The organism is Chryseobacterium sp. MIQD13, assembly GCF_050496705.1.
In the GTDB taxonomy this organism is placed as follows: domain Bacteria; phylum Bacteroidota; class Bacteroidia; order Flavobacteriales; family Weeksellaceae; genus Chryseobacterium.
The window spans coordinates 603,360-625,841 of the sequence record NZ_JBNWAF010000001.1 but is presented as its reverse complement, the minus strand read 5'-3'; the positions used below and the strand labels follow the sequence as shown (position 1 = coordinate 625,841).

General features: G+C 37.0%; 17 protein-coding genes. 14 read left to right on the top strand and 3 right to left on the bottom strand.

Annotated features, from left to right (window positions below; genetic code table 11):
• Nucleotides 1–22: 22 nt before the first annotated feature.
• The 3 genes from ACQWU4_RS02990 to ACQWU4_RS02980 form a co-directional block, all read right to left on the bottom strand.
• Nucleotides 23–1,654, bottom strand: coding sequence for a M1 family metallopeptidase (locus ACQWU4_RS02990; protein WP_429934280.1), 1,632 nt, complete (start codon nucleotides 1,652–1,654; stop codon nucleotides 23–25).
• A 171-nt stretch (nucleotides 1,655–1,825) separates the two neighbouring features.
• Nucleotides 1,826–2,653: a twin-arginine translocase subunit TatC gene (gene tatC / locus ACQWU4_RS02985; RefSeq protein WP_429934279.1), complete on the bottom strand. Its 828-nt coding sequence runs from the start codon at nucleotides 2,651–2,653 to the stop codon at nucleotides 1,826–1,828.
• Between the two features lie 210 nt (nucleotides 2,654–2,863).
• Nucleotides 2,864–3,823 (bottom strand): KpsF/GutQ family sugar-phosphate isomerase, encoded by a 960-nt coding sequence (locus ACQWU4_RS02980; RefSeq protein ID WP_429934278.1) that lies wholly within the window; start codon nucleotides 3,821–3,823, stop codon nucleotides 2,864–2,866.
• A 158-nt stretch (nucleotides 3,824–3,981) separates the two neighbouring features.
• Between ACQWU4_RS02980 and recQ the strand changes: the two genes are divergently transcribed.
• The 14 genes from recQ to ACQWU4_RS02910 all read left to right on the top strand — a co-directional run bounded on the left by recQ (nucleotide 3,982) and on the right by ACQWU4_RS02910 (nucleotide 22,478).
• On the top strand, nucleotides 3,982–6,186 hold the full coding sequence (gene recQ, locus ACQWU4_RS02975) for a DNA helicase RecQ (RefSeq protein WP_429934277.1): 2,205 nt from the start codon (nucleotides 3,982–3,984) through the stop codon (nucleotides 6,184–6,186).
• Between the two features lie 364 nt (nucleotides 6,187–6,550).
• Nucleotides 6,551–7,630, top strand: a complete 1,080-nt coding sequence (locus tag ACQWU4_RS02970; RefSeq protein ID WP_429934276.1) for a glycosyltransferase — start codon at nucleotides 6,551–6,553, stop codon at nucleotides 7,628–7,630.
• A 60-nt stretch (nucleotides 7,631–7,690) separates the two neighbouring features.
• Nucleotides 7,691–8,035, top strand: coding sequence for a hypothetical protein (locus ACQWU4_RS02965; RefSeq protein WP_429934275.1), 345 nt, complete (start codon nucleotides 7,691–7,693; stop codon nucleotides 8,033–8,035).
• A gap of 38 nt (nucleotides 8,036–8,073) precedes the next feature.
• Complete coding sequence (locus ACQWU4_RS02960; RefSeq protein WP_429934274.1) at nucleotides 8,074–8,472, top strand: cupin domain-containing protein; 399 nt, start codon at nucleotides 8,074–8,076, stop codon at nucleotides 8,470–8,472.
• A 129-nt stretch (nucleotides 8,473–8,601) separates the two neighbouring features.
• Nucleotides 8,602–10,005 (top strand): dihydrolipoyl dehydrogenase, encoded by a 1,404-nt coding sequence (lpdA, locus tag ACQWU4_RS02955; RefSeq protein WP_429934273.1) that lies wholly within the window; start codon nucleotides 8,602–8,604, stop codon nucleotides 10,003–10,005.
• Nucleotides 10,006–10,389: 384 nt separating this feature from the next.
• Nucleotides 10,390–13,128, top strand: coding sequence for a TonB-dependent receptor (locus tag ACQWU4_RS02950; protein ID WP_429934272.1), 2,739 nt, complete (start codon nucleotides 10,390–10,392; stop codon nucleotides 13,126–13,128).
• 24 nt (nucleotides 13,129–13,152) lie between these two features.
• Entirely contained in the window at nucleotides 13,153–14,523 is a 1,371-nt protein-coding gene (locus tag ACQWU4_RS02945) for a DUF4876 domain-containing protein (protein WP_429934271.1), read from the top strand.
• Nucleotides 14,524–14,532: 9 nt separating this feature from the next.
• Nucleotides 14,533–16,104, top strand: a complete 1,572-nt coding sequence (locus tag ACQWU4_RS02940; RefSeq protein WP_429934270.1) for a DUF6850 family outer membrane beta-barrel protein — start codon at nucleotides 14,533–14,535, stop codon at nucleotides 16,102–16,104.
• Nucleotides 16,105–16,107: 3 nt separating this feature from the next.
• Nucleotides 16,108–17,238: a cytochrome-c peroxidase gene (locus ACQWU4_RS02935; RefSeq protein ID WP_429934269.1), complete on the top strand. Its 1,131-nt coding sequence runs from the start codon at nucleotides 16,108–16,110 to the stop codon at nucleotides 17,236–17,238.
• 133 nt (nucleotides 17,239–17,371) lie between these two features.
• Nucleotides 17,372–18,214: an arylamine N-acetyltransferase family protein gene (locus ACQWU4_RS02930; RefSeq protein WP_429934268.1), complete on the top strand. Its 843-nt coding sequence runs from the start codon at nucleotides 17,372–17,374 to the stop codon at nucleotides 18,212–18,214.
• A gap of 78 nt (nucleotides 18,215–18,292) precedes the next feature.
• On the top strand, nucleotides 18,293–19,117 hold the full coding sequence (locus tag ACQWU4_RS02925; protein WP_429934267.1) for a CvfB family protein: 825 nt from the start codon (nucleotides 18,293–18,295) through the stop codon (nucleotides 19,115–19,117).
• Between the two features lie 247 nt (nucleotides 19,118–19,364).
• Entirely contained in the window at nucleotides 19,365–19,958 is a 594-nt protein-coding gene (locus ACQWU4_RS02920; RefSeq protein ID WP_429934266.1) for a TetR/AcrR family transcriptional regulator, read from the top strand.
• A gap of 96 nt (nucleotides 19,959–20,054) precedes the next feature.
• Nucleotides 20,055–21,407: a TolC family protein gene (locus tag ACQWU4_RS02915; RefSeq protein WP_429934265.1), complete on the top strand. Its 1,353-nt coding sequence runs from the start codon at nucleotides 20,055–20,057 to the stop codon at nucleotides 21,405–21,407.
• A 9-nt stretch (nucleotides 21,408–21,416) separates the two neighbouring features.
• Complete coding sequence (locus tag ACQWU4_RS02910; protein WP_429934264.1) at nucleotides 21,417–22,478, top strand: efflux RND transporter periplasmic adaptor subunit; 1,062 nt, start codon at nucleotides 21,417–21,419, stop codon at nucleotides 22,476–22,478.
• Nucleotides 22,479–22,482 lie beyond the last annotated feature (4 nt).

Genomic DNA, 22,482 nt, shown 5'->3' with positions numbered 1-22,482 from the left:
GATTTGCCTTTTAGTCTTTATTTTACTGAACCTGGTTATAATTGATGTAATAATTCTTATTGAATTCTACCGGTGTGCTTTTTTTAAGCTTTACCGTCTGCCAGCTTTCGGTAGGGTTGATGGTTTGGTCACCATTGATGATAATAGGAAGTTTAAGTCCTTTAACGATATCTGTATACCTGAATTTTAAAGAATCTCCGTTTTGCGAATATTCAAGGTTAGGAATTTTTACTGTCCTTAAATACTGATTGAAAATGCTTGACAAATCAATTCCTGATTTTGATGACATATAATCTTCGATCTGTTTTGTGGTAACGGTCTGATGATAGAAATCTTTATTCATTCCTCTCAGGATCTGTCTGAATTTTTCATCATTATTGATTACCTGTCTGATTGTATGAAGCATACTGGCTCCTTTAGGATACATATCACCGCTGCCTTCATTTCGGACACCATATTTTCCAATGATAGGAATATCATTCTGAATCATATTACGGACCCCAACAGCATATATATCAGCTGATTTTTTATCCATAAATTTCTCGGTGAAAAGAACTTCGGAATACATTGTGAAACTTTCATGGATCCACATGTCTGCCTGATCTTTTGCCGTAATATTATTAGCATACCACTCATGTCCGCTTTCATGAATGATGATATAATCCCAATTGAGACCTACACCTGTTCCTGAAAGGTCTCTTCCCAGATAGCCGTTCATATATTTATTTCCGTAAGCAACATTACTTTGATGTTCCATACCCAGATAAGGAGTATCTACAAGCTTGTATGAATCTTCATAGAAAGGATACGCTCCGAACCAGTATTCAAACGCAGAAAGCATAGGTTTTACCTGCTGAAACTGTTTTTTTGCTTTTTCCAGATTGTAGTCCAGTACCCAGTAATCCAGATCAAGTTTTCCTTTTTCACCATTAAATGTATCTTTAAAATTGACATATTTACCAATATTCGGAATGATGGAATAAGCATTGATAGGATTTTTCACTTCCCATGTGTAAGCCGTTTTGCTGCCTTCTGTTTTTTTGCCAATAAGCCTTCCGTTTCCTACACCTACAAGATCATTCGGAGTGATGATCTTCATAATGATCCCGTTTTCAGGCTCATCGCTCCATATATCTTTTGTAGGAAGCCATATGGATGCCCCGATTCCCTCATCGGCAACACTCATCCACGGATTTCCCTTGTCGTCCTTCGTGAAAACCCAGCCTCCGTCCCAGGGAGCATTTTTTGCAATGGTGGGACTTCCGGAATAAGTTACATCAATACTAAATTTTTCTCCTTTTTTGAACTTCTTTTTGGCTGTAACGAAAATAAAATCCCCATCCTGTTTATAGCTGGCAACCGGGAAGCCGGCTTCCACTTTATCTGCTTTCATCGGTTTCTGTAAATCGATCTGGAAAACAGGATCAGTGATATCTTTGGTAATTTCAAAACTGATCTTATTATACCCTTTAATACTTTTCTGTGCAAAATCCGGTTCTACGGAAAGGTCATATTTTTTGACATCCCAAAAATTCCTGAATTGAGTATCAGAACCTTTCAAGGTATCCTGTTTAGTGTAGACTTTGTCTTTTTCAAAAAACTGCCCGAAAGCAAGCCCCGAAGCAAATAAAAGTGTATATGTCAGCTTTTTCATTTAGAATCAAATTAAATTCTATCAAAAATAGAAAAATTAATGGCACTATTGAATGGATAATGGAAAAAATAAAATAAAGGGAGAATAATTGATCAGAGAAGCAGCATATAAAAAGTCCGGCTAAAACCGGACTCTGATATTATAAACAATAAAGTTTCAATCTGATTTGTATTACTTCTGTACTGCCGGAAGATTTCCTGCTGCTTTCTGTACTTTTTTGTACGTGACAGAACACATCACGATACTGAATTCATATAAAATAAGCAGTGGAAAAGCAGCCATAAGCATACTTAAAACATCTGCCGGTGTAATGATCGCTGCAACAACCATGATCAGGACAATAGCATGGCGGCGGTAGGTCTTCATAAACATAGGCGTCAGAATTCCAATGCTGGTAAGGAAGTAGATCAGGATAGGGAACAGAAAAATAATTCCCATACCTAAAATGACCTGTAAAAATAAAGTGGTATAATCACTTAAGTCGTAAAGCGGAATAATAATATCGGAAATCTTAAAAATAACCCCGAAATTCACAGCGAACGGAAGAATCAGGAAGTAACCGCATAAAACCCCTGTCATAAACAGAATCCACACAGCATTGATAATAAAGATAGAATTCTTTCTTTCCTTTGGATGAAGAGCAGGACCTATAAATCTCCACAGCTCCCATACAATATAAGGAAAAGCACCTATCAAGCCTCCGAAAACAGAAACAGCCATCATCACATTAAACTGCTGGTAAAGCCGTTGTACACGAACCGGGAAGTCCTTTGGAAGATGAATACTGTCTTCCCCTAAAAGCATTCTTGAAAAATGGTTAACTACCCTGAAAGTTGGAAAATCATTTCTGGTAGGTCCAAAAAAGATATGGTCCATGATCCAGTTGATATTGAATCCTACAGCTATTGCAACGATTATAATAGCAATAATTGAGCGGACAAGGTGGCCTCTTAATTCTCCAATATGTCCCAAAAAGGACATTTCTTTTTTTTCGTCCATATACTAAAGTCTCTCTAAAATAGCCAACCTGTAAAAGCTAAGCCGTTTAAGTCTGCGAAATTATGAAATAATAATCAGTATTTAGAATTATTGAACGTGATTTTATTTAAGATGATCAGGTATCTGTTATTACTTTGAATTTTCGCAAAAAAAAAGACGATATTTTATAGATACCGTCTGTTGATTTATTATAAATGATTTTAAACACAATTAATTGATTCCTTCATCAAGCAATGTGTGAAGATCAATGATCCCGAAATATTTCCCGTTTTCTGTGACGATCAGCTGGCCGATATTGTTTTCTTTCAGGATTTTCATTGCTTCTTTTGCTAATGTATCTCTTTCGATGGTTTTAGGATTCGCAGACATAATATCTTTTGCCTGGATCTTACTAATATCATCTCCTTTCATCAACATTCTTCTCAAATCTCCGTCTGTGATTACCCCGATGATTTTTTCATCATGGGTTACCACTGTAATTCCGTGGCTTGATGCGCTGATTGAAATAATAACATCTCTTACCGGAGCATTTTCCTCAACCTGAGGTTTTTGAGGTGATAAAAACTGGTCTACTTTTGAAACGAGATTCTTTCCTAAGCTTCCTCCCGGATGGAATTTGGCAAAATCATTCTCCCTGAAATCGTTAAGTTCCATCAAAGCAACAGCCATAGCATCTCCAAGTGCCATTTGAATTGTGGTAGAACTTGTAGGAGCCAGTTTGTTCGGGCAGGCTTCCACATCTACATGGGTATCCAGAACAATCTCTGAAAATTCTGCAAGTTTGCTGTTTTTATTTCCTGTCATTCCGATCAAAGCGGAAGAATAATCTTTCAAATAAGGTACAAGGTTCGCTATTTCAGGTGAATTTCCGGAATTCGAGATGCATAAAACCACATCCTGCTTCTGAATCACCCCAAGATCTCCATGGATTGCTTCAGAAGCATGAAGAAATTGCGATGGCGTACCCGTAGAATTTAAAGTAGCCACAATTTTATTGCCTACGTGAGCAGATTTCCCGATTCCCACAACAATTAATTTCCCCTTTGCCGAGTGAATAATCTCCACTGCTTTGGCAAAATCTTCATTGATCCTGTTCTTTAATTTTTCAAGCTCTGAAATTTCTATTTCTAAAGTGCTTTTGGCAATTGAAATAATGTCGGTTCTTTCCATTTTATAATTTTAAGGCATACAAAAAATTCATTAAAAAACGTTATATTTAAAAAAGAATATTTAATATAAGTTTTATTTTTTATAAATTCGTTCGCTTTTATTTTAAGCAGAATTTTTATAACTTTGGGTTGGATGCAAATTTAGCAATAGAAAATTAGATGAACGCAAAAAAAGCCAATTTATCAGGCGAATTGAAAAAGTATTTCGGGTTTTCTACATTTAAAGGCCAGCAGGAACAAATTATAGACAACCTACTTGGTGGGAAGGATATATTTGTATTGATGCCTACAGGAGGTGGTAAGTCATTATGTTATCAGCTTCCGGCACTTATTTCAGAAGGTACGGCAATAGTAGTTTCGCCTCTAATAGCGTTAATGAAGAATCAGGTAGATGCGGTAAACGGCCTTTCATCTGACGATGGGGTAGCGCACGTTTTAAATTCATCATTAAATAAGACACAGACAAAACAGGTTTTTGACGACATCAAAGGAGGTAAAACCAAACTTTTGTATGTAGCTCCGGAATCGCTGATCAAAGACGATTACCTGGATTTCCTTAAAGAAGTTAAGATTTCTTTCGTAGCCATTGATGAAGCACACTGTATTTCAGAATGGGGACATGATTTCAGACCAGAATACAGGAATCTGAAATCAATTATTGACAAGATTGCCAAAGTTCCGGTGATCGCCTTGACTGCTACAGCAACTCCTAAGGTTCAGGACGATATCCAGAAAACTTTAGGAATGAGTGATGCATTGGTTTTTAAAGAAAGCTTCAACCGTCCGAACCTGTACTATGAAGTACGTCCCAAAGTTAATGTAGATAAAGAAATCGTAAGATTCATCAATCAGCATAAAGGAAAATCCGGGATTGTTTACTGTTTGAGCAGAAGAAAAGTAGAAGAGTTTGCCCAGCTGCTGCAGGTAAACGGTATCAATGCGCTTCCATATCATGCCGGTCTTGATCAGAAAGTGAGAGTGGCTAATCAGGATAAATTCCTGATGGAAGAAGTGGATGTGATTGTAGCAACTATTGCTTTCGGAATGGGAATTGACAAGCCGGATGTACGTTTTGTGATCCATTATGATTTTCCTAAATCTCTGGAAAGTTACTATCAGGAAACAGGAAGGGCAGGAAGAGACGGTGGCGAGGGCCATTGTCTGGCATTTTATGATCCCAAGGATATTGAAAAACTGGAAAAATTCCTTGCACAGAAGCCTGTTTCTGAAAGGGAAATCGGACTGCAGCTTTTAAATGAGGTAGTAGGATATGCTGAAACCTCAATGAGCAGAAGGCAGTATATTCTTTATTATTTTGGAGAGAACTTTGATCCGGTAAGTGGCGACGGAGCAAGTATGTGTGATAACTCATCAAACCCTCCGAAGCTAAAAGATGCAACAGCAGATCTGAAAAAAGTGTTAACCCTCATTAAAGATACGGGGGAAAAATTCAGGTCCAAGGATCTGATCTCAGTAATTGCCGGGAAAGAAAATGCAGTTACGAAATCATATAAATTAGAACAGACTTCTCATTTCGGTTTCGGAAAAGAGGAAAAAGATAATTACTGGAAAACCATTTTAAGACAGGCTACGGTTCAGGGATATCTGCAAAAAGATATTGAGACTTACGGAGTATTAAAAATGTCTGAAAGGGCCAGAAGTTTATTGGAAAACAAACTTAAAGAACCTTTTTTAATTGCTGAAGACAGAGAATTTGATCTTACTCAGGCTAAGGCAGAAAGCGATCAGGTTCAACAGCAGTCCGGAGGTGGTATGGATCAGAATCTCTTCAATCAGTTAAAAGATTTGAGAAAGAAAGTTGCTAAGAAACATGGAATTCCGCCTTATACGGTCTTCATGGATCCAAGTTTGGAGGATATGACGGTTCAGTATCCGATTTCACTGGAGGAGATTGCAAAGATCTATGGAGTAGGAGAAGGAAAAGCCAAAAAGTATGGTAAAGAATTCGCAGATTTCATCAAAGCTTACGTTGAGGAAAATAATATTGAACGTATGCAGGATATGGTACTGAAGCAGGTGGCCAACAAATCCAGCCACAAAGTTTTCATTATTCAGAGTACTGATAAAAAGATTGATCTTGAAGATATTGCAAGAGCTAAGAATCTTTCCATGAACGAACTTTTGAAAGAAATGGAAAGTATCGTTTATCAGGGAACAAAATTGAATATTGACTATTATATCGAAGATAATTTTGATGAAGACATTGTAGACGGCTTCATAGAATTCATGACTGAATCTGAAAGTGACAGCATGAAAGTGCTTCTTGATGAATTCGGAGATGAACTTTCTGATGAGGAAGTAAGAATGTTGAGAATAAAATTCATCAGTGATGTCGCAAACTAAAGTGAAAAAGTATTTAAAATATATACTTTATTTCGCTCTATTTTTAATAGGATGTTATGTTCTGATACTTGCTTTTAATTTTTTTATAGCTTGGTTTATACAAGGACGAAAATAAAATAATTTTGAAAGAAATTCTTCCACAGAAGAATTTCTTTTTTATTTAATAGTTTGAAAAAAATAGCCAAGTTTGTCATCCATAGGAATCTCGGTTATAAAGGGAAACAAAAACTTAGATTCCTATGGTATGATAATGATAAATTAAATAAATAGAAAAGTCAAAAATATCTTAATATTTTTAAGTTAAAAATCATTAATTACAAGCAGAAATTAAAGGTCAATAAAACTTTTTACTAACTTTACACTGATGAAAAAAATATCTGTCATATTTATTCTGCCGGACCTGGAAACCGGTGGAGCAGAAAGAATTGTTACCACTATAGCCAATCATCTTTCCAGAGACCGGTTTGAGCCTAAAATCCTGTTGCTTCGTAAACAGGGCGGATATCTTAATTTCCTTAAAAAAGATGTTGAAATCATAGACATCAATACAGAAAGGATCAGGCATTCTTTAAAACCTATTTTAGGTGAAATCTACCGAAGAAAACCGGATATTGTATTTTCGGGTTTTGGTGAAGTGAATGCTTATCTTGCTTTGTTTATCAAATTGTTTCCAAGAACAAAATTCATTGCCCGTGAAACAAATGTAGTAACGCAGCATGTGACCCGTAAAGAAATTAAATTCTTCTATAATTTTTACAATAACTATCAGAGAATTATTGCACAAAGTGATGACATGATGCATGATCTGGTAGATAATTTTAATATAAAAAAGAAGAAAATCGTCAAAATAAACAATCCCGTAGATTTTGATTTTATTAATGAAAAACTGACCATTTCTTTAAAGCCTGAAAGTTTTAAATACAATTATAAAAATGTAGTCGCAATAGGAAATCTTTCGGCAAGAAAAGGTTTTGATAACCTGCTTAAAGTATTTTCAAGACTTAAGAATGAAAATGTAATGCTCCATATTCTGGGTGATGGTAAAGACAAAGATGTATTGCTGCAAATGAAGGATTTTTTGGGGCTTAAAAATGTTATTTTCCATGGCAGAAAGGACAATCCGTACCAGTTTTTAAAATATGCCGATCTCTTTATTCTCTCTTCACGATACGAAGGTTTTCCGAACGTATTGCTGGAAGCAGGGGCTTGCGGTACCTATTCTCTGGCTAATAACTGCCCGGGAGGAATCAATGAAATCATTCAGCACCAGGTAAACGGGGAGATTTCAAATATTGAGAATTATGACAATTTCTCCCAGCAAATAATGAAAGTTCTGCAGGAGAATTATAACCGGGATGGTATAAAAAATTCTATCAGATCAAGGTTTTCAAAGGATATTATTCTGGATAAATATGAGAAGGTTCTACTGGATTTAATGAAGTAGTACTTGTCTTATGGAATTTTATTTTCTTAGATTTGGATCTGGTAAAATCAATAACAATCAATGAAGAAAATCCCCAAAATAGGATGCGCCTGTGAAAAGCCTGATCACAATTATACTGAATACAGAAGTTCGGAATTGGGTACAGATCACACGAACGGAAGATATGGAGAAGTAACAATTCAGCAGTGTAAGCTGTGTCAAAGAATATGGATTCATTATTTTGTTGAATACGAAAGTTTTTCCAAATCGGGAAGATGGTACAAAGGAATTGTTTCGAAAAAAGACCGTTCGCAGATCACACCGGAAAATGCAGTGGAATATCTGGAAAACCTTGAATGGTATGTATATGGAGGCTCCTATTTTGATAGTACAGGAACTATTGGACAGGGAAAATTGAATGTGTGACCATAAAGACCTGGAATATAATTTAAGATAATATAAAAATGGGAAATTTAATAAAGCCATTTATAATCGTTGTTTTGATACTGAATTCTGTTGTAATGATGGCTCAGCAAAAAACCATCTCCAGAAAGGAATTATTAAAAACCGCTATTGACCAAAAAATTAACTCTACAGAAATTCAGGAGATAACGATACCTGCAGGAGTTCAGGTTCCAGCGCATCTTCATCCTTGTCCCGTGGTGGGAGTCATAAAATCCGGAGAAGCTGTTTTTCAGATAGAAGGTCAGCAGAAAGTGATTCTTCATGAAGGAGAAGCTTTCTATGAGCCTAAAAATGTAAAAATTCTTCACTTTGATAACGCATCAGCAAAAAAGCCGCTTGTTTTCACGGCCATCTATCTGAAAGAAGGGGATGAAGAAAATATAAAATTATTAAAATAGATATTCCTCAAATCAAATCATCTGAATTATCAATCTCAAAATTGATAAAACTCACTTTGGTGCTTGGTAATTTATATGTAAATTTGTGAGAATTAAGAAAGATAATAATAAACAAATTCATAAAATAACATGAGTCAATTCGATGTTACCGTAATCGGTTCTGGTCCTGGAGGTTATGTGGCTGCTATCCGTGCGGCACAATTAGGTTTCAAAACAGCAATTATTGAAAAATATCCAACTTTAGGCGGAACTTGTCTTAACGTTGGATGTATTCCGTCAAAAGCGCTTTTAGACAGCTCTGAGCATTTCGAGAATGCAAAACACAATTTTGCAGGCCACGGAATCATCATCAATGAGCCACAGGCTGATATCGCAAGAATGATCGAGCGTAAGAACGAAGTGGTAAAACAGAATACAGATGGGATCAACTACCTGATGAGCAAAAACAAAATCACTGTTTTTGAAGGATTAGGAAGCTTCGAATCTGCTACTCAGATCAAAGTAACTAAAAATGATGGTTCTTCAGAAACTATCGAATCCAAATATACCATTATCGCAACAGGTTCCAAGCCGTCTTCACTTCCTTTTATTTCTCTTGATAAAGAAAGAGTGATTACTTCTACAGAAGCATTGAACCTTAAAGAAATTCCTAAGCACCTGGTAGTAATCGGTGGAGGAGTAATCGGTCTTGAATTAGGTTCTGTATACTTAAGACTAGGCGCTCAGGTAACTGTTGTTGAATTTATGGATAAGATCATTCCGGGAATGGATGGGGCTTTAAGCAAGGAATTGACTAAAGTTCTTAAAAAACAAGGAATGAAATTTATGCTTTCTACTGCTGTTTCTGCTGTGGAAAGAAACGGAGATACTGTAAAAGTAACTGCTAAAGATAAAAAAGGAGAAGAGGTTGTTGTAGAAGGAGATTACTGCCTGGTTTCTGTAGGTAGAAAACCTTATACAGAAGGTCTTGCTCTTGAAAAAGCAGGGGTGGAACTTGACGAAAGAGGAAGAGTAAAAACAAACGACCATCTGCAGACTAACGTTGCCAACATCTACGCGATCGGTGATGTTATCAAAGGAGCAATGCTTGCTCACAAAGCTGAAGAAGAAGGAGTTTTGGTTGCTGAAATATTGGCAGGCCAAAAACCTCACATCAATTACAACCTGATTCCTGGAGTAGTATACACTTGGCCTGAAGTTGCCGGAGTTGGTAAAACCGAAGAGCAGCTGAAAGAAGAAGGAGTAGCTTACAAAGTAGGATCTTTCCCAATGAGAGCATTAGGAAGAAGCCGTGCAAGTGGTGATATTGATGGTCTTGTGAAGATTATCGCAGATGAAAAAACTGACGAAGTTTTGGGAATGCACATTATCGGAGCAAGAGCTGCCGACCTTATTGCAGAAGGTGTAATTGCTATGGAATTCCGTGCAAGTGCAGAAGATATTGCAAGAAGCTCTCACGCTCACCCAACATATGCCGAGGCTATTAAAGAGGCGGCATTGGATGCTACAGCAAAAAGACCGATCCATATGTAATTTTTGATTGAAAGATTTAAAATTCAAATATTAAAAGAGAAGCATTTTGCTTCTCTTTTTTTGTTCCTGTTATTTTACATATAATATTCCAGTCTGTAACTTTTAAATAATAAGATTTTTCAGCTTTTTACATTATTGCTTATTTTATATTTTAAAAGGTTTATTATTTCTTCATTTTTATACATAAATCTCTTTTGGTGTATAAGATTCATAAATCATAATTTTTTATTACTCTATTATTTCAGGGCTTTTATTGATTTTTAATTAAAATATAGGCCAGATTAAATAATTCCACAATTTGTGAAGAAAAAAATCATGAAAAATTAGATGGTTTTTATTTTTATTTAGAAAAATTATAAATAGTTTTGCCAAAAATTGTTAAAGTTGAAGAAAAAAGTATTACTGCTTGCTTTTCAGTTCGTTATTCTTTCCGTAAGTGGTCAGACTATTACCGGAATTGTAGTGGCAGCGGATAGTAAGAAGCCTGTTTCGGGAGTTAAGGTCGGTGTGGATAATACCGGAATCTGGACGGTAACCGACAATTCGGGACTATTTAAGATTAATTATCAAACTAATGAGACGCTGGTATTTTCAAGATCCGGACTTCTTGAAGAAAGAAAAACATATACCGTTGTACCTGCTGAGGGAATCACTGTAGAAATGCAGGCTGCATCAATCCGTATTAAGGAAATTGCGCTGGCTGCCAAAAAGAAGAATTATTCTGAGATTGAGATCAAGGAAGAAGCTCTTAAAAATATCCAGGCATTTTCACTGAACGAGGTTCTGGAGCAGATTCCGGGGCAGAAACAGAGAAACCTTTCCCTTAATGAATTTAAACCGATTGTTTTCCGTTCAACAAATCTTGAATCTTTAACAAGAACAGGTGCAGATGGCTTCGGGAATAAGTCCTTCGGTACTGCGATTGTTGTAGACGGGATTCCTATCTCCAATAACGAAAATATGCAGGGGTATACTGGAAATTATTCTACCATATCACCGGTTTTAAGTAATGAAGGTTCACTGTTCAATCCCAATATGCTGGGATTCGGAAAGGGAAACGGTTATAACGGTTATTTTTCCAACGCTAATTTCGGAGTCGACCTCAGAGAGATTCCTGTAGAAAATATTGAAAGTGTGGAGGTGGTTCAGGGAATTCCGTCTGCTAAATACGGAGACCTTACTTCCGGTCTGGTTAATATTCAGCAGAAAAGTGGAAAGACCCCATACAGGGCATATATTGCTTTAAGAGAAGGAACACAGGAGTTTAACCTTAATAAAGGGCTTAAGATTAATGATAAGTTAGGATTCTTAAATGTTAATGTCAATTATTTAAGTTCAAATTCAGATCCCAGAACGAAGTTCAACCACTATCAAAGGGTAACTACCAGCTTGATGTGGACGGTTTACAACAAAAACAAGAACATCAGCAATTCCGTTTCCCTGGATTATGGTGATAATTTCGACAATGCCAATTTCGAGGAAGAAGATGCTTCCAAGCAGATCATTAAAAATAAAAACAGATCTTTCAAAATATCGAACCGTTTTAACTGGAGATTCAAAGATGCATTCGTGGATAATTTAAGCATCAATGCAAACTACAGCCAGGCTTACCAGAATACCTATGATTCCAAACTTGTGAATACCGGAGGTAAGATTGTAGGAACAAGTACTGAAGATGGTGTTTACACAGGTTCGTATACCCCGATTAATTACAGACAGGTACAGGAAGTGGAAGGAAAACCTATTTCTATGTTTCTTTCTGCCGAGCTTAAAAAGAATCTTAAAACAGAACGTGAATGGATCCATAATTTCTTAGTGGGAACCTCATTAAGAAGCAGCGACAATAAAGGGGCAGGAAGACTGGGAACTCCGGAAACGCTTATTACTCCTTTTGCGGGTGGCGGTCAGGCTTTCAGACCTTATAATTTCGGGCAGAATGTAAGGGCAGAATATCAATACTCTGTTTATGCAGAAGACAATGTATTCAAAAGATTCGGGAATTATATTTTCAATTTAAATGCTGGGGTGAGATTTGATAATCAGTTCGGAGCTTCCGTGCTGCAGCCGAGAATCAATTCATATCTTATCTATAAGAATTTCAAATTCAGGGGAGGTTTTGGGATTGCATCCAAAGCACCTTCCATCAATATGATCTATACAGGACCAAGATATTATGACCAGGTTCTCGCCGATGTGAGGCTTCCGGGATATTATAACCTTGGTGTAGTACAGACTTTTGTAGATTTTGCTGACAACAAAAATCTGAAACCATCAAAAAGTATCCGTTCTGAAATAGGAGTCGATTATAAATTTGCCTATGGTAACGTAGGGCTTACAGCTTACTATAATAAATTATATGATGGCTTTACCAACGAATATTATGCATCAAAAAGACAGCAGGCAAAGCTTCAGATCAATTATGACGGAACCAATACGCCGACCTATGATGTAATCGGGTATAATAATTTCTACTATCTGCAGAACAGGATTGTTAACAGCCTTAAATCAGAAGATAAAGGACTGGAATTAATGATGAATCTTAACAAGCTTCCGATAAAAAATATCAGTCTGGATATTAACGGAAGTTATGTGGAAACAAAGAACAATTCCAGTGTAGACCGTTATAAAGACTCCAAAACTCTTGCTGACGGAGCAATATACGGCTTATACAGGTCTGTGGAATCACAGTACAAACAAATGACGGTAAGTGCTGCAGTGAATTACCATCTCCCGAAAGCGGGACTCGTTATTTCCCTGCGTACCCAGCATTTCTTTATCGATGATAAGCTGATCTATAACCCGAAAGTTCTATATGCTTACATCAATACCAATATGGAAAAAGTAATGCTGACTCCTGAGCAGATCAATGATCCTACACAGTTTACCAGCATTAAGGATAATGATGTGGATGAGGAAAATTCAAAGCTGGGAAAGGTCTTTCATAATTTCAACCTTAAAATTTCCAAAGACTTCCAAAACGGATTTAAGTTTTCTTTTTATGCTAATAATTTCCTTGATTTAAAGCAGATCCAGACAAAAACTGAGAACGGGGCAACTATTGAGACACTGAAAACCGATCTTCTGAAACTTTCTTTCGGAGCCAAAATAGAATATCAATTTTAATACTTACTATAAAAAATAAACACTATGAAACAGTTATTGAGCTTTTTAACAATAATACTGATGCTTGTTTCCTGTCGTGATGACGATTTTGGAAACGGCAGCGGTACCTCTTTGCAACCGGTTGCTTACCAGGTAAAGGTATCATATGAGAAAGCAGTTTACGGAGATAAACAGACTAAAAAAGCAACGGTGGTAATGACCAATAATAATTCAGGGGACACTTATACACTGGATACTGATGCGAACGGATATGCCAATTTTCAGAATGTTATTCCGGGGACTTACAAGATTACCGTATCTAAAAAAATGCTTGCAGACGAATTTCTTACAACATTCGGATACCAGGCGGCTTCCGGGGAAATGAGCTTTAATGGTGTTCAGGAAAATGCCATTGTCAGCGCCAATATACAATCCACTTTCGTAGAAGTGAAAGGAGCCAGAGTGGGCGATCTTTTGATTAAGCAGATTTATTATGCCGGATCACATGCTTTGCAGGGAGCAAGTTTCAGAGACCAGTTTATTGAAATTTATAACAATTCTGATCAGATTATCTATGCAGACGGGCTTTACATTGGGCAGCTTTATGGAAAAGTAAATACGGCAACTAACAATAGTTATTCTCAGGCTAACGGACAGTTCGACTGGAGCAAATCTATCGGTATGACGATGGGGAATACAGCCAATACAGACTATGCTTATGCTGATTATATTTTAAAAGTTCCAGGAAACGGAACACAATACCCGATTTTGCCAGGAGAAAGCATTGTGATTGCCCAAAACGGAGTGAATCATAAAGCACCTTTAGTAGATAACACAGGAAGCCCGATTACCATTCAAAACCCTTCACTGACGGTAGATTTGAGTACCGCTAATTTTGAAGTGTATTTAGGAGACTACAACCTTTCTATCGGGCAGCCCGTTTATAAATTTGATATTCAGAATCCGGCAGTACCGGATATGCAGATTGCTTACTGGGGAAGAACAGGATACTGGAGCCCGAATAACGATTTTATTATGGACAATTTAGGAAGAGACAGCTTTGTGATCTTCAGAATTGATGATCTGAATGCACTTCCTGATTATTCTGATCCGTCGGTAACAACGGTTAATTCCAATACCAGATACTTTAAGCAGATCCCGAACAGCGCTATTATTGATGGGGTAGATCTTCAGCATAACAATCCCAACTCTCAGAGACCAAAAATGCTGAGCGCTTCCATTGATGCCTCATCTATTGCATGTGATGCTGCATTCAATTCTCAGGCTGTACTCAGAAAAACAAAAGCACTGGTAGATCTTCCTAATAACGGAGGGAAAAGAAAAGTTCTGGAAGACACCAATAATTCAGCAAATGACTTTGTAAAACAAACGGCAAACCCAAGAGGTTTCCAGTAATAAAAGAAAATGAAATTTAAGACTTTATATGTAATTCCTATGCTGTCATTCGGTTGTGTTTCTGCACAGCTGCATGACAGTATTTTTATTCCGAGAAATCAGGTTTATTATAATCAGTTAGACAGAATCTGGGAAAACCCGATCCAGTTTTCAAAACAGAAGTTTTCAGACTTTACGGAAACAGAACTGAGTGCTACGGTAAAAGACCTCAATATGAAAAGGGTACAGACCGCAGAAAGCTCTTACGAATATGGATTTAAAACACAGGGGATTTTCAATATCTCTGAAAAATTAAGACTTTTAGGAAGTTTTGACTATCAGTTCATCACAGAAAAAAATCTTGGTTTTAACCTTACCAACGGAAGAACAGAAGATCAGTTCGTTCTGAACCCTAATTACCTTTTTGTACCCAAAAAAGCCAATTGGGAAACACAAAATTATCATGTGCAGGGAGGTATATCCTATAATCCCTGGAAAGGCCTTGAACTTGGAGCTGTGATTGATTATAAAAACCAGAGTTCATACAGAAAATCTGATCCGAGACCGGACATTAATACAGCAGATTATTCAGGGAAACTATTTGCAGGGTATCGTTTGGGAAAACATCAGCTTTCAGTTTTCGGAGGTTTGGGAAGGAAATCTGAAACCTACGATCTGATGGCAGTGAATGAATCTGTAAATGCACCGGCAAATAACGATTATTATGTAAGATTTTCCAACGGATACGGCAGGCTGATTTATTTCCCGTCGTATACGGATTACAGTTACAGAACTACTGATAAAAACTTTGGAGGCGGATATGCATTTGAGAACGGAAGAAATTTCTTCAACATCAATTTTTCTTACAGCAAAAAAATGCAGGACCTTTTCGGAAACGATGGTGAAAAAAGAAATTCAGCAGTAGGATCTACCTACTTTGACGAAAGCCTGGAAAAAATGAAATACCGTTTGGTCAATTACCGTACGGATGCCAATTACTGGTACAAAGGTGACAAGATGGATTTCATGTCCAACGTGAATTTCCAAAGTATTACAGGTGACAATTACAATAATGCAGAGTTCGGGCAAAACTACAGGATGACACTGGACAGAGTAGCAACGGCCAACCATTTTCTTTTGAGAGAAGGCGAAAAAATAAAGCTGGGAACTACACTGGAAGCAGTTTACAGCGACTTTTCCGCAATTGACCTTCTTGGTGCAACGTATAAATATGTGAAAAGCCTGAACATTAATCTGAAATTCAATAAAGATATTTACTTTACAGACAAGCAGAAAGTAAATCTGGAAGTAGGAGCAATGTCTTATTTTCCTTTAAGTACAAGCCTTGATTACCAGACGGCATCGTCCAATACTTTGCTGTATGATAATGTGATCCGGAACGATCATGAATTCGACAGTACTTCAAAAATGGGACCTCAGTTCGGACTTCAGTTTTATCAGAAGGTAACTTCTAAAACAGACCTGAAAATATTTACTAATTTTGCAACACTGTTCGCACTGAACAAAAGATTGGAACAGAATACAGAATACAACGGAAACCCGAATCTGTATTTTAATGCGGGCATATCCTTGTTTTATTAGAAGATGAAGAAATATTTTTTGCCGCTTTCGGCAGTATTGTTTGCCATTTATTCCTTTTCTGATTTTGGGAATATCCGGAAGGGGTATACCAATCAGGAATTGAGAGACCTGTATGGAAGCGGAAATCAGGACCTTTGGCCGAAACCTCATTTATTTGATGAAGCCAAAGAAGGGTTTAAAGATATAGGTCCTATGTCCAAACCTGAGTTTCCCAAAGACAATCCTTATTCCAAAGATAAGGAAGAGCTGGGAAAAGTGCTTTTCTTTGATCCGAGGCTTTCCGCATCAGGACAGATTTCCTGTGCCAACTGCCATGATCCTGAACTGGCCTGGGCAGACGGAAGAAGGGTAGCTTATGGCCACGACAGGCAGCAGGGAACAAGAAATACACCTACCATCCTGAATATTATTTACGCTAGAGAATATTTCTGGGACGGAAGGGCTGGAACTCTGGAAGAACAGGCAAAAGCACCTATAGAAAATCCGGTGGAAATGAATCTTCATTCAAGGCTGGCTGTGAAAAGGATTGCTAAGATCAAAGGTTATAAAGAGTATTTTCAGAAAGCTTTTGGTGATGATAAAATTACAGAAGAAAATATCGTTAAAGCCATTGCTACTTTTGAAAGAACGATTATCAGTCCAAAATCAAAGTTTGACAAATTTGTTGGAGGTGAGAAGGATATACTGACGGATTCGGAGATTAATGGACTTCATCTGTTCAGAACAAAAGCGAACTGTATCAATTGCCACAATACACCTTACTTTTCAGATCAGAAATTTCATAATGTAGGTCTTACCTATTTCGGAAGAGAATATGAAGATCTCGGGCTTTATAATATCAGTAAAAAGAATGAAGATGTAGGAAAATTTAAAACACCTACTTTAAGAGAAGTATCGCAGACGGCTCCTTATATGCACAATGGCCTGTTTCCAAACATCAGGGGAGTCCTGAATATGTACAACGCAGGAATGCCGAACGAAAAAAGAAACAGAGACAGCCCGCTGGCCCCGAAAAAATCCGGTATGCTGGAAAAACTGAATCTTACCGATACTGAACTCACGGATTTGGAAAACTTTCTGAAAACACTGCACAGTTATCAATACAAAATGAGAGCTCCACAGCTCCCGAAATAAATACAAGAGAGGCACAAGCTTCTCTTTTTTTGCGGTATAGAAAAAATGATTGATTTGTCCATATAATTCTCTCTTTTGACCTATTTTTAAATACCAACAATCCCGATATTTGAATAAGAATAAATTTTAAATTATGGAAAATCAGGAATTGGATCTTTATTTAGAAAGAATCGGATCAGGAAGCCTGGAATACAATATCGGGAAATTAGAACTTCTGAAAAAACTTCACCGCCTGCATCCTGAAAATATCACATTTGAAAATATGGATTCGTTTACAGGAAAGGTACCTTCATTGCAGGCCGAAGATATATTCAACAAATTGGTAAAGCTTCAGAGAGGAGGGTATTGCTACGAACAGAATTTATTGTTCAAAAATGTTTTGGAAAGTCTTGGTTTCAGTATAAAAATACATCTGGCGAGAGTCGTATGGGGCAGTAAAGACGGAACCGGAACTGCACGTTCTCATATGCTGCTTACCACGGATATTGATAATGTTAAATACCTTGTTGATGTCGGCTTCGGTTCCATGACCCTTACTTCCCCGATTGTCTTGAAAACAGATATTGAGCAGGAAACACCAAACGGGCTATTCAGACTCATCAACACAGATGGTTTTTACAGACTTGAAGTTTTAAAGGATGAATGGCTGCCAATCTATAAATTTACACTGGAAGAGGCAGAATTCTCAGATCTGGAAATGGCAAACTGGTATATTGCTACCGGTCCGGGCTCCGTATTCATTAAATTTCTGATGATTACAAGGGTAGATAAAGAAGCCAGATACGCTCTTTTTAATAATACATTGAATGTCCGCCGGAATGACGGCAGAAAAGAAAGTTCAGAGATTTCAGGGCCGGATCAGCTGGCTTCTACACTGAAAAACTATTTTAACCTTCATCATCTCTCTGATGAGCTGTTGGATAAGATAGACGAGAAATTAAAAGACATTCAGACTCATTTTAATGTAGCACAATAGCGGAAGATAAAGAGGAAAACAGGATGTATAGTTTAAAATCTTCAATTTTCCGTACCTTTGTAGCTAATTTTATATCCAATGCAACTCGGAAAAACCCAGACTTTAAAAATTTCAGATAAAAACAATTCAGGATGGATCTTGACGGATGAATCGGGCGAAAAAGCTTTTCTGCCTAAGGTTTTCACCAGCGATGAAAAAGAAATTGATGATGATGTTGAAGTTTTTGTTTATCAGGATGACGGTAAATTAAAGGCAACTACTGAAATTCCATTAGCTGAGGTAGGTGAGTACGCTGTAATGAGCTGTGTTCAAAGTCTTCCGAGCGGAGCTTTCATGGATTGGGGAATCATAAAAGATCTTTTTATTCCTTACAAGCAGCAGAAATCCAAAATTATTGAAGGAAAAAGATATCTGGTTTATCTGTATGTAGATGAAGATCTGGAACTGATTACCGGAACTACAAAATTCAAAAGAAATCCGCAGTATCAGGATCTTCCTTTTCAAAAAGGGGATAAAGTAGACCTACTAATGATGAACGAAAGTGAGCTGGGCTGGAACGTGGTGATCAACAAAAAATATATCGGGCTTGTATATGCGTCAGATGTATTTAAAAAGCTGTATCCTTTATCAGAAGAAAGCGGTTATATCAAAGCGATTCGTGAAGATGGTAAAATTGACGTTTCTTTACAGCCTGAAGGTTTTGAGAATATAGATGAATTTAAACAGAAAATTCTCAATAAACTGGAAGAAAATTACGGACTTCTTTATCTTTCCGATAAATCTTCCCCTGAAGAAATCAAAGATGAGCTTCAGATGAGTAAAAAGAATTTCAAAAAAGCACTCGGCGGGCTTTATAAAGACAAGATCGTTGATATTTCAGAAGATAAGATAAAATTATTATAAAATAAAACGGGCAGAATTTTCTGCCCGTTTTTCTTTTACCATTACTATTATTCCTTATCCAGGCTATCTGCCTGATGTCCTTTCTGCCTAGAAATACAGACATTCTCTATCGGTCTCATACTGAAACTCTCAGGTTGAATACCAAAAAACATGATGCAAATCATAACAATTTTGTTTAATTATTTTGTTTAACAATTTTGTCAAAAACAGAATTTGATTTACATTTGCACAAAATTGTTTAACAATAATGTCAAATCAAGCGAAAAAAGACCAAACACAGGAATTGATCAAAGAGACAGCGAAGAATTTATTCTTTGTGAAAGGGAAGTTTGATGCTACTACCCAGGAGATCGCAGATGCAGCCGGAGTGAACAGAACACTGATTAATTATTATTTCCGTTCCAGAGATAATCTGATCCAGATTATTTTTGATGAAGCTCAACGGGTGGAACAGGAAAAATCTAAGATCATTCAGAATGCAGATCTGCCTTTTAAAGTAAAGATCAGCAAGTTTATAGAAGGCAGCCTTTCTACAAGCCTTCAGTATCCGTATCTGGAAACCTATATCGTTTCACAGATCAACAAAGGAAACTGCAATCAGAGAGATATTGAAGAAGATGTACTTGAAACTCTTTACAAAGACATCGAAAAAGAAATGGAACTGGGAAATATTGAAAAAATGGCTCCTGTTCAGTTTATTCTGAATATGGTTTCGTTGCTTGTTTTTCCAAGTGCCGTAAGACCTCTGTTTATGGAGAATCTGATGATCAGTGATGAAGAATACGATAAAATTATTTCCGAAAGAAAAGAGATCATTATCAACATGCTTTTCAAAAATTAAAAAAATGTTAAAGTATTTTATGAAATGATTCGTCATTTAGAAATAAAAACATCGACGAGAAAAACTACATTAAAAAAATAAACGAAGTATAAAATTATGAAAAGAAAACGTATAACTGCTAAAAAGCTAAAAATTGGGATAGCTGCAGCATTTATGATTTTCGGCTTTTCATCAGTATCTGCCCAGCAGCAGGTTTCTTTACAGGAAGCCATCAAGCAGGCACTGCAGAATAAGGCAGAAGCCAAAAAAGCAGCATTGCAGATCAAAAAAGCTGAATACAAAATTGATGAAGCCAGAGCCGGTGCCTTACCACAGATCAGTGCTACAGCAGGGTTAACTTATAATCCTGTTATTCAGGAGTCATTGCTTGAATTTGGCGGTGAGAAAATAAGAGCTCAGCTGGGACAGCCTTGGAGTTCTACTGCTTCTGTACAGCTTCAGCAGGCTATTTTTGACCAAAGAGTTTTCACAGGTCTTAAAGCAGCGAAATCTACAAGAGAATTTTACGTTCTGAATGCTCAACTCACCAATGAGCAGATTATTGAAAACGTAGCAACAGCCTACTATCAGGTTTTTGTACAGGAGGAAAATCTGAAGACAGTAGAAGCCAGCTACGCCAATACAGAAAGAGTAAGAAACGTGATTAAAAGCTTAGTAGATAACGGTCTGGCAAAGGCTATCGATCTGGATCGTACCAATGTACAGCTTACCAATATTGGTTCAAATAAACAACAGCTGATCAATTCCGTTGAACTTTCAAAAAATGCTTTGAAATTTTATATGGGAGTTCCTATCAGTACAGATATTGAGCTTGAAGAAAAAACAATTGAACCAAAACCTGAGTTGCTTGCAAGTAATTTAAACCTTGATGATCGTACAGAGCTTAAAGTATTAAATAAAAACAGAGAACTTCTGCAGTTTAACAAAAAAGCTACGGAAGCCTATCTTTATCCGACAGTGAATCTTACGGCAAACTACGGATGGGCCGGTATGGGGAAAAAATTTCCTTTAACGAATGGTCTTAGCAACGGAGTTCTTTGGAGCGATTACTCTGCGGTAGGTCTGAACATCAATGTTCCTATTTTCACGGGTGGTGCTACAAAAGCTAAAATTCAGCAGGCGGAAATAGATATTCAGGATATTGATCAGGATATTCAGAATACACAGCTAAGCTTGAGTTTGGATTATAAAAATGCCATTACCAATATGGAGAATTCTATAATCAATATTCAAAGCATGAAAGATAATGTGGATCTTGCTGAAAGAGTACAGAAAAATACACAGTCAAACTATCAATATGGTTTGGCAACGCTTACTGAAGTACTGGATTCTGAAAATGCTTTAACACAGGCGAAACAGAATTATTCAAATGCATTGCTGGATTACAAGCAGGCCGAGATCAAGCTGATCAAAGCTAAAGGAGAACTAAACACACTACAAAACTTATAATAAACTAAAATGAAAAAAACTTTAATATATATCATCGTAGCAGCTGTACTTATTGGTCTGGCGGCATACAAGATTGCAGGTAACAAAGAGAAACAGACACAGGAAGTAAAAGAAGTTGCCAAGCAGGTAGATAAAATTAATGTAAACGTTGTAACCGTAGCAAGAGAAAATATTGATACAGATTACTCAGCCAACGGAACTTTCCTTCCAAAGCAGGAAATGAATCAGTCTTCTGAAATTGCAGGACGTATCGTAAATGTTCTGGTAAAAGAAGGATCAAGAGTTTCTGCGGGTCAGACTTTAGCAACTATTAAAAGAGATGCTATTGAAGTTGATATAACCCAGGCTCAGAATAATCTTCAAAATGCAATTGTTGATAATCAGCGTTACGAAAATGCCTTTAAAACAGGAGGTGTTACAAAACAGCAGGTAGACAACTCAAGATTGCAGTTGAAAAATGCACAGGCAGCTGTAAGAGCTCAGGGGGTAAGAGTTAATGATACCAGCATCCGTGCAGGGATTAGCGGAACCATCAACAAAAAAATGGTAGAGCCGGGAACAGTAGTTTCAGTAGGAAGCTCTATGTTTGAAATTGTTAATATCAACAGTTTAAAACTATCTGTTTTAGTAGACGAAAGCCAGATCGGAAGAATTCAGCTGGGTCAGGAAGTTCCGATTAATGTGAATGTATTGCCTGAAGATTCTTTCTCAGGTAGAATTACATTTATTGCTCCGAAAAGTGATGCTTCTTTAAATTTCCCTGTTGAAATTGAAGTTCAGAACAGAGGAAACCTAAAAGCGGGTATGTATGCTACAGCTTTATTCAAAACAAACAACGGAGCAGAAACTCAGAATATGTTGACGGTTCCTGCAGAAGCATTCGTAAATGGAGTAAGTTCAGGTCAGCTGTTTGTTGTTCAGAATGGTGCTGCTAAACTTATCAAAGTAACCGTTGGAAAAGTATATGGAGATAAAGTTCAGGTACTAAGCGGATTGAATGGAGGAGAGCAGGTAGTAACAAGCGGACAGATCAACTTAGATAATGGTTCTAAAGTGAATATCATAAAGTAGAAGG

Bases quoted from the DNA above. Each gene is read 5' to 3' on its own strand.
- lpdA (WP_429934273.1), top strand. From the start codon at position 8,602: ATGAGTCAATTCGATGTTACCGTAATCGGTTCTGGTCCTGGAGGTTAT.
- tatC (WP_429934279.1), bottom strand. From the start codon at position 2,653: ATGGACGAAAAAAAAGAAATGTCCTTTTTGGGACATATTGGAGAATTA.
- ACQWU4_RS02920 (WP_429934266.1), top strand. From the start codon at position 19,365: ATGTCAAATCAAGCGAAAAAAGACCAAACACAGGAATTGATCAAAGAG.
- recQ (WP_429934277.1), top strand. From the start codon at position 3,982: ATGAACGCAAAAAAAGCCAATTTATCAGGCGAATTGAAAAAGTATTTC.
- ACQWU4_RS02935 (WP_429934269.1), top strand. From the start codon at position 16,108: ATGAAGAAATATTTTTTGCCGCTTTCGGCAGTATTGTTTGCCATTTAT.
- ACQWU4_RS02930 (WP_429934268.1), top strand. From the start codon at position 17,372: ATGGAAAATCAGGAATTGGATCTTTATTTAGAAAGAATCGGATCAGGA.
- ACQWU4_RS02925 (WP_429934267.1), top strand. From the start codon at position 18,293: ATGCAACTCGGAAAAACCCAGACTTTAAAAATTTCAGATAAAAACAAT.
- ACQWU4_RS02965 (WP_429934275.1), top strand. From the start codon at position 7,691: ATGAAGAAAATCCCCAAAATAGGATGCGCCTGTGAAAAGCCTGATCAC.
- ACQWU4_RS02980 (WP_429934278.1), bottom strand. From the start codon at position 3,823: ATGGAAAGAACCGACATTATTTCAATTGCCAAAAGCACTTTAGAAATA.
- ACQWU4_RS02945 (WP_429934271.1), top strand. From the start codon at position 13,153: ATGAAACAGTTATTGAGCTTTTTAACAATAATACTGATGCTTGTTTCC.
- ACQWU4_RS02960 (WP_429934274.1), top strand. From the start codon at position 8,074: ATGGGAAATTTAATAAAGCCATTTATAATCGTTGTTTTGATACTGAAT.
- ACQWU4_RS02990 (WP_429934280.1), bottom strand. From the start codon at position 1,654: ATGAAAAAGCTGACATATACACTTTTATTTGCTTCGGGGCTTGCTTTC.
- ACQWU4_RS02910 (WP_429934264.1), top strand. From the start codon at position 21,417: ATGAAAAAAACTTTAATATATATCATCGTAGCAGCTGTACTTATTGGT.
- ACQWU4_RS02915 (WP_429934265.1), top strand. From the start codon at position 20,055: ATGAAAAGAAAACGTATAACTGCTAAAAAGCTAAAAATTGGGATAGCT.
- ACQWU4_RS02940 (WP_429934270.1), top strand. From the start codon at position 14,533: ATGAAATTTAAGACTTTATATGTAATTCCTATGCTGTCATTCGGTTGT.
- ACQWU4_RS02970 (WP_429934276.1), top strand. From the start codon at position 6,551: ATGAAAAAAATATCTGTCATATTTATTCTGCCGGACCTGGAAACCGGT.